Raw genomic sequence first — 12,247 nt, 5'->3', positions numbered from 1 at the left:
GCTTGGCGCCGAGCATGCCATGGCCAGTGTTAACGAGCGTGTGGAAATGAACAGGAATCCGGCAGGGCCAATGGGTCCAGGCCAGCAGGTACCGACGCTAAGGGTCTGGCGCATTACCTGGGCCGGGTCCGCGCGACCACGCCGAGCCTGCGAGCTGCTCTGCCCTTGGCTTCCGCCTTCCGCCGGCGAACCGTCCCCCCCCCCCGGGTAGGGCAAGCGCGGGCCCATTTCGTACTTATTGCATGGCCCAACACAAATTCCGCATCAGATAGTGCGGGATCTCGCACTCGAACCGCCCGCCCTGCTCAGAGGCAGCAGCCATCGGTCGGGAAATGGACATCGACATCGATCATGCACAAAATTCTCTCAACAGCGGCGATCATCGCTCTGCTCATGCCAACGGCGTGCGCCCAGCCAACCCCGGATCCCACGCGGGGTGCTCCGACGCCCCCGCCTGTTCTCATCGCGCCAGACGATACCCAAGCCCGGGACATGCTGCTTCACGTCGGGCGTGACAGCTACATGGGCAAGGCCTCCATCGTGTCAGCGTCGACGCAGGCGGTCAGCAAAGCGCTACGCGCGCGAAGCTACTTTTCCAGCGCATTCCGCCTGAGGGATGACACTCAACCCATCCTGGGAGACATGGAACGGGAGTGGATCAAGGTCTACGGACACTTCCACCCTGAGAAGAGTGCAATCGCGTTCGCACAGAACCTTGCTGCTATTGATGTGGCGGCATCGGCAGGGATTATCGCCCCCGAAGAGAAATCGCGCTGGCGTACTCACGTGGAGCAGCTGTCTCCATCCGATCTTGACCCCACCGGCGCCGCGTTCACTGATCTGACTGTGGATCGGCGGACGTTCTCCAGTTCTTACATTGACACCTCGCGACGCAGGTCGGGCGATAAGCACGTTGTTCTGATCGACCTGACGGGTCTGACAGGCGCTCCTTCGCAGACGCTGCTCTGGTATGCAGAACGGCGCCAGGAGCAACGCCGTGTCAAATGGAAGGCCTTCGCATCCATTCCGGGGGTCGCCGGCGTGCCCTACCCCCATTGGGAGACCGAGATGATCACAGAGAACAGCACCAGCCAGGAATTCTCAGACCAGGTGCAGGCGCTGGTATCCACGCTCCCAGCGGGCCCTGAAACATCATTGGATGTCATTTCAAGTCTGTTCAACCCAAGCGATGAGACGTCGGTTCAGCGCATCGTCCCTCCTCTGCCCGTGGATGGCGCGACGACGATGCTGCGGTGGTTCCCAATCGAGGGGATTCAACCCGACAACAACTCTGGCCAGATTCGTTCGCTGCCCAAGGATCAGTTCCATGTGACGTCAGGCGCCGACGATTCATACGGTTACCTCGTTGCGAAGAAGAATGAGCGCATCGCGGCCTGGCAGATGGGCAAAGGCCGACGGGTCATCGAGACAAAGGTCGACCCAAAGGGTGGGTTATGGGCCCTGACCGCAATCGAGCCAAGCCTGACTCAACAGATTCTTACGTCCTGTCCTGTGTGGATCAGCGTTGATGGGACCGGGTCGATCCGAAGCGACCGTTGCATGCAGAGCAGTATGGCCCCTCGTTGGCAACTCGATGCAGGTGGCAAGTCCTATCTTTACTCGGAGCCTCACATGGCGACGGAGGAGCGCTTCCCCGAGCGGATCATGGACACAGGATCAGGAGACGCCATCGAGATGAAGGCGCTCTGGAAAGATAGAACCAACTTGAGGCGGCGCGTCTTCGGCTACATGCAATCCTGCTCTTCAGGTCCGGCACCGGACCTGGGAGACGGACTCTTCTGGTTCACGAGTTGCGGCCTGGTGGGTGTTGCACCTGCTTCAGGCGATGTGGTCAAGAGCTTTCCAATGAGGTCCGGAAGCACTGGACGCTTGGTGTTGGGGAGCGCCGCGGGCGACTGGGTCGCCGAAGAGGCTCGTGATCCAACAGACCAGAGGGACGTTCTTCGCATTCATCGACTTTCCACCGGGGAAACTGCATTTCGGGTGGAACGAAAAACCGGTACTCAGGCGCTGGCACGCACAGCTCATGGCAGGCTGCTCGCGATGGCGGTTACAGGGGCTTCACCGGGCCGTTACGTCGATGTCTGGCGCATGGATTCCGGCAAGCACGTCTCTCGCCTCGCCATTCCAGAAGGAATCGCATTGAATTCCCTTGCATTCAATCGAGCGGGGACGGAACTCTGGGTCCATGCACATCAACTCGCCGGCAAGCACTCCGGCGTACTTATCTGGGCGGTGCCGGAATCATTGCAGGACGGTGCAGACGACAACTGGAACCCTGACGAGGTCGTGCTGAAAAAACACTAGTCAGTCGGGACTAGCCGCGCAGTCGTCTCTGCAAGGCCGGCAAAGTGAACAGGACCTTGGAGCTTGTGCCGGTGCCGGTGCCGGGACGGGTGCGCCCCGGCACCGCTTCGCTCTCAGCAAGCCTCAGCCACCGCAGTGCGCGGACGCCCCAGCCGTGCCAGCAGCAACCCCGTGGCCGCCAGCAGGCCACCGGCCACCGGGATCGCCGCGTAACCCAGCCCCGAACTGATCACCGCACCACCCAGCGCGGCGCCCACCGCATTGCCCAGGTTGAACGCACCGACGTTGATCGACGACGCCAGGCCCGGCGCCTCGCTGGCCGCCTGCATCACCCGGATCTGCAGCGGCGGCACGATAGCGAAGGTCGCTGCGCCGAACAGCAGCACGCCCAGCGCCGCAGTAGCATGGTGCATGAAGGCCAGTGGCAGCACGAACATGAGTACGGCCAGGACCGCCAGCAGGATGCGCGTGGCGCCATCCAGCGACCAGTCAGCCATGCGCCCGCCGATGCCGTTGCCGAAGGTGAAGCCGATGCCGATCAGGGCCAGCGACATCGCGATGAAGGCGTTGGAGGCGCCGGTCAACTCGGTCAGTACCGGTGCGACGTAGGTATAGAGGGTGAACATCGCACCGGCGCCAAGCACGGTGGTGGCCATCGCCAGCAACACCTGCGGCTGCAGGATGGCCTTCATCTCGCGGCGCACGTCCGGGCGCGGGCCCGGTGCCGATGCCGGCAGGGCCAGGCCCAGTGCGGTGATCGCCACCACGCCCAGCACCGCGGTGCCGGCGAAAGACAGGCGCCAGCCCAGCTGCTGGCCCATCCACGTGGCCAGCGGCACGCCACCGATGTTGGCGATGGTCAGGCCCATGAACATGGTGGCCACGGCGGCCGCCTGCTTGTCCTTCGGCACCAGGCTGGCGGCAACCACCGCGCCGATGCCGAAGAAAGCACCGTGGTTGAGGCTGGTGACCAGACGCGACAGCAACAGCAGGCCGTAGTTCGGGGCCAGTGCCGAGAGCAGATTGCCGACCACGAAGATCGACATCAGCAACATTAGCGCGGTGCGCTTGCCGAAACGGCCCATCAACAGGGTCATCACCGGTGCGCCCAGCATCACGCCCACGGCATAGGCGGTGATCAGCATGCCGGCGGACGGGATGCTGACGCCGACGCCATCGGCGATGACCGGCAGCAGGCCCATCGGGGCGAATTCAGTGGTGCCGATGGCGAAAGCGCCGACGGCAAGGGCCAGCAAGGCGGCTCTGGAGTTCATGGGGGTTCCTGGGGGCGGAAACGGGCAGGTGCGTAGCCTGCGCGCTTTGCCGCAGGCGATTAAGCCTCGCCCCGGGAAAACACTGTTGATTCCAGTTCACAGACGGGGGCAGCTGCCTCGCCGGGCATGGCCCGGCGCTACCAGGGCCGGGGAACCAGCAAGCCGGTAGCGCCGGGCCATGCCCGGCGAACGCGCCTCACAACGAAGAACCCCCGGCAGCGCCGGGGGTTCGGGGTCACGCACTTACCAGTCGCCGGCACCCGGCACGTGGTGGTCGCGTGCGCGGCGGCGCATCAGCAGGTTCAGCCACTCCACCAGAACCGAGAAGCCCATCGCGGCATAGATGTAGGGCTTGGGCACGTGCACGTCCAGGCCGTCCAGGATCAGCACCGCGCCGATCAGCAGGATGAAGGCCAGCGCCAGCATCTTCACCGTCGGGTTGGCATCGATGAAGCGGCCCAGCGGGTTGGCGGCCAGCAGCATCACCAGCACCGACAGCAGGATGGCGGCGACCATCACCGGGATGTGGTCGGCGATGCCGACGGCGGTGATCACCGAGTCCAGCGAGAACACGATGTCGATGATGGCGATCTGCAGGATGACCATGCCGAACACGCCGGACGCCTTGCTGGTGGCCGGGTTCTCATCTTCGCCACCGGTGATCAGTTCCTTGATCTCCATGTAGCCCTTGATGATCAGGAACAGGCCGCCGACGATCAGCACCAGGTCGCGGATGGAGATGCCCATGCCGGCCACGGTGAACAGGTTGGCCGACATGTGCGCCAGGTAGGCCAGCGATACCAGCAGCGCGATGCGGGTGATGCAGGCCACCGCGATGCCGAGCTTGCGCGCGAACGGGCGGCGTTCTTCCGGCAGCTTGCTGACCGCGATGGAAATGAACACCAGGTTGTCGATGCCGAGCACGATTTCCAGCGCGCTGAGGGTGAACAGGGTCACCCAGGCGTTGGGGTCGGCGAGGAACTCAAAGGACATGGAAACTCTTCAAGGCAGTTGGGGGAATGGGGTTTCAGCCGTAGCTGCCGGCCAGCGCGTGCGGAACCACGACCAGGGCCCAGCACAGCAGCACGTTCATCATCAGCACGAACACCGCCGCCGAGCCCATGTCCTTGGCGCGGCCAGCCAGCTCGTGGATTTCGCTGCCGTAACGTTCGATCACCGCCTCGATGGCCGAGTTGGCAAGTTCCATCGCCAGCACCAGCAGCATCGAACCGATCATCAGCGCACGCTCGACCGGCGTCTGCCCCAGCCAGATCGCGACCGGGGTCAGCAGGATCAGCAGGTAGACCTCCAGCCGGAACGACGATTCGTGCAGCCAGGCGGCGCGCAGGCCCTGCCAGGACCAGCGGGCGGCCTGGAAGATGCGGCGCGGGCCGCGGGGCAGATGACCGAACTGGTCAGCCACGGGTGGAACATCCAGCAACAGGGGCGCGGCGCAGCGACCGCTCAGACGCACGGCAGGGAATCATGGGTGCACAGGAATAGGCAGATGGCCGCCATTTTGCCACAAGGCTGCCCCCCATACCCTCGGCAGTCCGGGCGAATGGCCTGCCCGGGGAAAGCGCCATGCCGTGCCGTGCTCCTATGATGACCCTCCCCTTCCCTGCTGGAGCGCCTGATGTCCCGTCGCCGTACCTGCCTGCTGATGCTGGGCCTGCTCACCGCTGCACCGCTGGCCCAGGCCCTGGGCCCGTCCACGTCGCCCCGGGTGCCCGAACAGGTCTCCAACGTGGCCTGGGCCGGCGACATGGCCCGCTTCGCCAGCGCCGACCAGGCCAGCCCGCCGCCGCGCGGTGGCATCGAATTCATCGGCAGCTCCTCCATCCGCTTCTGGGAGAGCCTGGCCACCGACTTCCCCGGCCAGCCGGTATTCAACCGCGGTTTCGGCGGTTCGGAAGTGCGTGACAGCACCTGGTATGCCGGCCAGATCGTGGTGCCGTATGCGCCGTGCAAGGTGTTCTTCTACGCCGGTGACAACGATCTCAACAGCGGCCGCACCGCCGTGCAGGTGCGCGATGATGTGGTCGCCTTCGTGCAGCGCGTGCATCGCGACCTGCCGAAGACCACGGTGGAGTACCTGTCGATCAAGCCGAGCCCGTCGCGTGCGCACCTGCTGCCGGCGATCAACGAGGCCAACACGCTGGTCAAGGCCGCCCTGGCCAAGCTGCCCAACACCGGTTTCACCGACATCTACACGCCGATGCTGGGTGCCGACGGCCAGCCGGATGCGAAGCTGTTCCGCGAGGACATGCTGCACATGACCCCGGCGGGCTACGCGATCTGGACCAGGGCGGTGGCGCCGAAGGTCAACTGCAACTGAGGCACCGCGGACGCCGGGCATGGCCCGGCGCTACCGCAACCCCATCCACGCATGGCGTGGATCTACCGACATTCCAGCAGGATGGGGTCAGAGCCCGTTGCGCAGCAACGGGATCCGACCCCGGCAGGTCGCCGCGTCAGCGGAAGATGACCGTCGCCTCGGTACCCTGCCCCGGCTCACTGCTCAGGCTGACCTTCCAGCCAAAGCGGTCGCACAGGCGGCGCACGATCGACAGGCCCAGGCCGGTGCCCTGCGGGCGGCTGGGTTCGGCGCGGTAGAACGGCTCGAACGCCCGTGACAGCGCTTCGGCGGACATGCCGATGCCGGTATCGCGCACCACCACCCGATCGTTGTGCACATGCACGTCGATGCGCCCTTCGTCGGTGTAGCTGCACGCGTTGCGCACCAGGTTGCTGACCACCACCTGCAGCACCCGCGGCGGCGCATGCAGCTGCACCGGGCCATCGCTGTGCAGGTGCACCGACACCGGGCGGGACCCCAGCAGTTCATTGGCGTTGTCCACTTCATAGCGGACGATGTCGTTGACGTCGAACAGCTCGATCTGCGGTTCGACGTCGGCCTCACGGGCGAGGATCAGGAACGCATCGATCACCGCTTCCATGTCGCGGCCAGCCCGCTGGATGCGCTGCAGGCTGCGGCGCAGGCGAGGCTGCAGGGTTTCATCACCCAGTGCCATGTCGCTGGCAACGCGGATGACGGTCAGCGGCGTACGCAGCTCATGGCTGGCATCGCGGGTGAAATTGCGCTCGCGTGCCACATGCGCACTGACCCGGTTGGCCAGCGAATGCAGCGCGGCCGCCAGCTGCCGGGTCTCGCCCTGCATGTCGGCGGGCAGCTTGTTGGGCTCCAGGTCGGCCGCTTCCGGATGACCCGGGTCCCAGCGCGAGACGCGCCGCGCCAACCAGTTCACCGGCGACACCAGGCGCTTGGAGGCACGGTAGGTCACCCAGCTGGCGCCATACACCGCCAGCAGGGTCAGCAGCACCGGCACGATGCCGAACCAGAACGCCAGCATCTCCGCGCGCGAACGCAGGAACACCAGGTACAGGCGACCGGCCGGGCGCACGTCGACCAGCACCAGCTGGTCATCCTTGGGCAGTTCGTGGAAGCCGGGCTCCAGATTGCGCAGGTTGGCCGGCAACGACAGTGCCGACTGCCCGCTTTCCAGCAGATAGCCGCGGATGTTCTGGGTATTGGGCGGTGGCTGCACCGGTGACGCTTCATGCAGCGTCCAGTAGTACGCCGCCTCCTCACGCAGGGCAGCGCCCACCAGGCTGTGCTTGATCACCAGCGAGACCAGCCACGCACCCAGCAGGATGCCCAGGCTGGCCAGCACTGCCTGCAGGATGAAGGCGATACGGATCTTGCGCGGCAGGCCGTGCGGCATTGCGGGGTCCCGGTCAGAGCGCTGCGATTATAGGCAGCGCGCCACGCCGTGCGGGTGCATGGGCGATGACCGGCGACAACGCCGGCCGGTCATGCCCTGCCCTCGTACGTGGCCACAACCCGGCCGGGCCTGCCACTGCACCGGCGAGTATCCTGCTCAGGCCATCGGCTGGGCGATGTCGGCAATGCGGTAGCCGGCACTCTGCACGGTGTGCAGCAGCGGACGGTCGAACGGCTTGTCGATGATCTTGCGCAGGTTGTACAGGTGGCTGCGCAGCGTGTCCGAATCCGGCAGGCCATTGCCCCAGATCTCGCGCTCGATCTCCTGGCGGGTGACCACGCGCGGCGATTCACGCATCAGGATGGTCAGCAGGCGCAGGCCGATCGGCGAAAGCTGCAGCTCGGTGCCGGCACGGGTCGCACGCATGCTGACCGGATCGAGCACCAGGTCCGCCACCTTCAGCACTTCCGAACCGACCTGGCGACGTTCGCGACGGATCAGCGCGCGCAGGCGGGCTTCCAGCTCCTGGATCGCGAACGGCTTGGTCAGGTAGTCATCGGCACCGAAACCGAGGCCGGTGAGCTTGTCGTCCAGCGTGTCGCGTGCCGTGAGCATCAGCACCGGGGTGGACTTGCGCGCATCGTTGCGCAGGCGACGGCACACTTCGATGCCATCCAGGCGCGGCAACATCAGGTCGAGCACCACGACGTCATAGCTGTTTTCCGCCGCAAGGCGGTAGCCATCCAGGCCGTCCTGTGCATAGTCGACTTCGAAGCCGCGACCTTCCAGGTATTCCCCGATCATCTCGGAGATGTTGCGGTTGTCTTCGACCACCAGCACCAAGCCGGAGGTCTCCTTCGTCTGACGCATGTGATTCCCTCTAACTTCAGCTTTGTGAAACATGCCGCATCGACGGTGGACGTGATGTGAAGTTCCGTCAAGAGGGAATCAAACGGTTCAGAGCAGCGGCCTGAGCAGCGGCCAGACATTGTCCAGCACCTTCGGCTGCGCCTGCGCGGTCGGGTGCAGGCCGTCGGCCTGCATCATGCCCGGTTGCAGCGCCACGCCCTCCAGCAGGAAGGGCAGCAGTGGCACCTTGTACTGCGTGGCCAGCGTCCTGTAGGCCGCCGCCAGGCGCTGGCGGTAGGCCGGGCCATAGTTGGGCGGTACGTCGATGCCGAGCAGCAGCACCTTGGCCCCGGCCTTCTGGCTGGCCTGCACCATTTTTTCCAGGTTGCCCTGCACCTGTGCCGGGGTCAGCCCGCGCAGTGCGTCGTTGCCGCCCAGGGCAATCACCACCACGGTCGGCTTTTCCTTCGCCAGCAGTCCCGGCAGGCGCGTCAGCGCGCCAGCGGTGGTCTCGCCGCTCATGCTGGCGTTGACGATGCGCGCCGGGGTTTTCGACTGCAGCCTGACCCGCTGCTGCAGCAGGCTGACCCAGCCGGCGTCGGCGGGGATATTGTGGGCAGCACTGAGGCTGTCGCCGAGCACCAGCACGGTACCGGCCGGACCTTTGGCACAGGCCAGCCCCGGCAACAGCAGGAACGCTAGCAGCAGCACCATCATCGCGCCGGCTCGCCGGCTCCATCCCGTCTTGCGCATTGGAGTCTCCTCATCGACAGCCTGTCCCCCCGCAGCGCGCCCGTCGCCATCGCCGTCGACCAGGTCGGCAAGTCCGTGCAGGGCCCGGAGGGTGAAGTCCACATACTGGACAACATCACCCTGACCGTCCATGAAGGCACCAGCGTGGCCATCGTCGGCGCCTCCGGTTCCGGCAAGACCACCCTGCTCGGCCTGCTGGCCGGGCTGGACCTGCCCAGCCGCGGGCATATCGCGCTGGCCGGCCAGGACCTGGGCCAGCTTGACGAGGAAGCACGTGCCCAGCTGCGCGCGCGCGAGGTCGGTTTCGTGTTCCAGAGCTTCCACCTGCTGCCGGCGCTGACCGCCGCCGAGAACGTGGCGTTGCCGCTGGAACTGGCCGGGCGCGAGGATCGTGCGCGGGTCGATGAAGTGCTGGCCCAGGTCGGCCTCTCCCATCGCGCCCGTCACTACCCGCGCCAACTGTCCGGTGGCGAACAGCAGCGCGTGGCCCTGGCGCGCGCCTTCGTCACCCGCCCGCGCATCCTGTTCGCCGACGAACCGACCGGCTCGCTCGACCATGCCACCGGCCAGCACATCAGCGACCTGCTGTTCGAGTTGAACGCAGGCAGCGGCACCACCCTGGTGCTGGTCACCCACGACCTGCGCCTGGCCCAGCGCTGCCAGTACATCCATCGCATCGACGACGGCCGCCTGCTGCCGGTTGAACATGGGGCCCAGGCATGAACCTGCTGCGGCATGCGTGGCGCGCGCTGCGTCGCGAGGCCCTGGCCGGCGACCTGCTGACCGTGTTCGCCGCGCTGGTACTGGGCGTGGCGGTGATGACCGCGGTCGGTACGCTGGTGAACCGGGTCAACCTGGCGCTGACCGGCAGCGCGGCGGAGATGCTCGGCGGTGACCTCGGCATTGCAGGGCGCGACGATCCATCGCAGGCATTCGCCGACGAAGCGCAACGCCGTGGACTGGCCCACACCCGTATCGCCAGCTTCGGCAGCGTGCTGTTCCATGGCGACGCCAGCCAGATGGCCAGCATCAAGGCGGTGCAGGCCGGCTATCCGCTGCGTGGCACGCTGCGGGTGCGCAGCACGCCCGGTGGCGCGCTGATCGCCAGCGCCGGCATGCCGCCCAAGGGCCAGGCCTATGCCGATCCACGCCTGCTGCAGGGGCTGGGACTGAAGGCCGGCGATGATCTCGAGTTCGGCGCTGGCACGCTGCGCATCGCCGGCATCATCGAGGCCGAACCGGATACCGGTGGCGACCTGCTGACGCTCTCCCCCACCCTGTTGGTCAACCGCGCCGATGTGGAAGGCACCGGCCTGCTTGGCCCCGGCAGCCGCATCAACTACCGGCTGATGTTTGCAGGACCGGCGGGGCAGGTCGCGTCCCTGCGCGAGTGGCTGCTGCCACAGGTGAAGGGCCTGCGCCTGCTGAGCGTGGATGACACCCAGCGCGGCGTGCGCCAGGCCTTCGACCTGGCCGGCCGCTTCCTCGGCCTGAGCGCGCTGCTGGCGGTGCTGCTGGCCGGCGTGGCCACCGCATTGGCGGCCAACCGCTTCGCCCTGCGCCGCATCGACCAGGTGGCGATCCTGCGCTGCCTCGGTGCGCGCCAGCGCGACATCCTGCTCGGCCTGGCACTGCAGCTGCTGATGCTGGCGGTACCGGCCTGTGCGCTTGGCATCGGCCTGGGCATGGCCGCACAGGAAGGGCTGGTACAGGTGCTGGGCAGCCTTGTGCCGCAGCGCCTGCCGCTGCCGGAAGCGATGCCGGCGCTGACCGGTGCCGGCATTGGCCTGTTGCTGCTGTTCGGCTTCGGCCTGCCACCGCTGCTGCGCCTGCGCGGGGTGCCGCCGATGCGCGTGCTCAACCGTTCCTTCGCTGCCCTGCCGCCGGCCTCGCTGCTGGCCTACGTGGCCGCGCTGGGGGCAAGCCTGTTGCTGGCGGTGCAGGTCACCGGTGACCTCAAGCTGGCCCTGTGGGTGCTGGGTGGCCTGGCCGCGCTGGCGGTGGCGGCCGGGGTGGTCGGCTTCGTGCTGCTGCAGCTGATGCGCGGCCTGCAGCATCGCCTGCATGGCAACTGGCGACTGGGCCTGGCCGCACTGACCCGGCGCCGGCTGCTGGCGGTGATGCAGCTGGTCGGGCTGTCGCTGTCGCTGTGCGCGTTGCTGCTGCTGGCAGTGACCGGCCCAGGCCTGCTGCAGCAGTGGCGCGAGCGGCTGCCGGCGGACACGCCGAACTACTTCCTGATCAACATCCAGCCCGAACAGCGCGACAGTGTGCTGGCAACGCTGCGCGGGCTGGGTGCCAACGACGCCAGCATCGAACCGATGGCCACCGGGCGCCTGATCGCCATCAACGGCAAGCCGCCGCTGCGCGTGGACCGCGAGCCCGGTCAGGACGGGCAACCGGCGCAAGGCGGCCAGCGCGATGACGATGACGAGAACCGGCCACTGAATTTCAGCTGGCGCAGCACGTTCCCGCCGGCCAATACGCTGGTCAATGGCGCGTTCTGGAAAACCGACAGCACCGCACCGGAAGCCTCGGTGGAAATCGGCTGGGCCAAACGCTACGGCGTGTATCCCGGCGACCGCATCACCATTGCGGTGGGCGAGCAGGAGCGCGAATTCACCGTCACCAGCGTGCGCAAGGCGGACTGGAACACCTTCCGGCCCAACTTCTTCGTGCTGTTGAACCCCCACGCCGTGGGTGACACCCCGCACAACCTGCTGTCGGCATTCCACCTGCCGGCCGGCAAGGCGGCCGGGCTGGGCGAGCTGGTGCGTGCGCAGCCGAACCTGTCTCTGCTGGATGTGGATGCGGTGATCTCGCAGGTGCGGGATGTCATGGAGCGGGTGGCGCAGGCGGTGCAGCTGGTGATGGTGTTCAGCCTGCTGGCTGGTGTGCTGGTGCTGCTGGCCGCGCTGCAGGCCACGGCGGGCGAGCGCCGCTACGACAGCGCGGTGCTGCGCACGCTGGGAGCGACCCGTCGCCAGCTGCGCGGAGCCGTACTCGTCGAATTCGGCGCACTGGGCACGCTGGCGGCATTGCTTGCGGTGGGTGCGGCCGCAGCCATCGGCGTGGCGGTCTCGCAGAAGGTGTTCGAGCTGCCGTTGCTGCCGCCGTGGCCGGGCCTGCTGATCGGCGGCGTGGTCGGCATCGGGTTGAGCCTGCTGGCGGGCTGGTGGGGTACCCGGCGCATCCTGCACACCTCTCCGGCCCTTGCCCTGCGCGAGGCCTGACGCGGCCGTGACACGCACCCGGGGGCGCCAGCGCTGTGCTGCGCGCCCCAACCCCACGAGATCA

At 66.8% G+C, this 12,247-nt stretch carries 10 protein-coding genes; 4 read left to right on the top strand and 6 right to left on the bottom strand.

The genetic code is table 11. The features are described 5' to 3' along the window. Nucleotides 1-492 precede the first annotated feature (492 nt). Nucleotides 493-2,328 carry a hypothetical protein gene (locus AC5P88_RS01775; protein ID WP_495224121.1) on the top strand — a complete coding sequence of 612 codons (1,836 nt, stop codon included), beginning with the start codon at nucleotides 493-495 and terminating at the stop codon, nucleotides 2,326-2,328. A gap of 113 nt (nucleotides 2,329-2,441) precedes the next feature. On the opposite strand, the gene AC5P88_RS01770 is transcribed toward AC5P88_RS01775, so the two are convergent. From AC5P88_RS01770 to AC5P88_RS01760, 3 genes are all read right to left on the bottom strand, one after another. Continuing rightward, nucleotides 2,442-3,602 carry an MFS transporter gene (locus AC5P88_RS01770; protein ID WP_495224120.1) on the bottom strand — a complete coding sequence of 387 codons (1,161 nt, stop codon included), beginning with the start codon at nucleotides 3,600-3,602 and terminating at the stop codon, nucleotides 2,442-2,444. A 243-nt stretch (nucleotides 3,603-3,845) separates the two neighbouring features. Then, complete coding sequence (locus AC5P88_RS01765; protein WP_004144462.1) at nucleotides 3,846-4,595, bottom strand: TerC family protein; 750 nt, start codon at nucleotides 4,593-4,595, stop codon at nucleotides 3,846-3,848. Between the two features lie 34 nt (nucleotides 4,596-4,629). Further along, entirely contained in the window at nucleotides 4,630-5,025 is a 396-nt protein-coding gene (locus tag AC5P88_RS01760) for a diacylglycerol kinase (RefSeq protein WP_106550125.1), read from the bottom strand. A gap of 213 nt (nucleotides 5,026-5,238) precedes the next feature. Here AC5P88_RS01760 and AC5P88_RS01755 point away from each other — a divergent pair, with 213 nt between their 5' ends. Next, the gene (locus AC5P88_RS01755) at nucleotides 5,239-5,940 is read left to right on the top strand and encodes an SGNH/GDSL hydrolase family protein (RefSeq protein ID WP_495224119.1); all 702 of its coding nucleotides are present in this window, start codon (nucleotides 5,239-5,241) and stop codon (nucleotides 5,938-5,940) included. A 136-nt stretch (nucleotides 5,941-6,076) separates the two neighbouring features. Here the strand turns inward: AC5P88_RS01755 and AC5P88_RS01750 are convergent, their stop codons facing one another. The 3 genes from AC5P88_RS01750 to AC5P88_RS01740 form a co-directional block, all read right to left on the bottom strand. Next, nucleotides 6,077-7,348, bottom strand: a complete 1,272-nt coding sequence (locus AC5P88_RS01750) for a sensor histidine kinase (protein WP_111110963.1) — start codon at nucleotides 7,346-7,348, stop codon at nucleotides 6,077-6,079. Between the two features lie 156 nt (nucleotides 7,349-7,504). Next, the gene (locus AC5P88_RS01745) at nucleotides 7,505-8,218 is read right to left on the bottom strand and encodes a response regulator transcription factor (protein ID WP_002811889.1); all 714 of its coding nucleotides are present in this window, start codon (nucleotides 8,216-8,218) and stop codon (nucleotides 7,505-7,507) included. 87 nt (nucleotides 8,219-8,305) lie between these two features. Beyond that, nucleotides 8,306-8,950 (bottom strand): arylesterase, encoded by a 645-nt coding sequence (locus tag AC5P88_RS01740; protein ID WP_495224118.1) that lies wholly within the window; start codon nucleotides 8,948-8,950, stop codon nucleotides 8,306-8,308. 75 nt (nucleotides 8,951-9,025) lie between these two features. Here AC5P88_RS01740 and AC5P88_RS01735 point away from each other — a divergent pair, with 75 nt between their 5' ends. Beyond that, on the top strand, nucleotides 9,026-9,673 hold the full coding sequence (locus AC5P88_RS01735; RefSeq protein ID WP_106550129.1) for an ABC transporter ATP-binding protein: 648 nt from the start codon (nucleotides 9,026-9,028) through the stop codon (nucleotides 9,671-9,673). After that, complete coding sequence (locus AC5P88_RS01730; RefSeq protein ID WP_495224117.1) at nucleotides 9,670-12,183, top strand: ABC transporter permease; 2,514 nt, start codon at nucleotides 9,670-9,672, stop codon at nucleotides 12,181-12,183. Before AC5P88_RS01735 ends, AC5P88_RS01730 begins: the two co-directional genes overlap by 4 nt. Nucleotides 12,184-12,247: the final 64 nt, after the last annotated feature.

This window comes from Stenotrophomonas sp. YJH_SMC_8 (assembly GCF_059371315.1).
This window is presented reverse-complemented; position numbering and strand designations above follow the sequence as displayed.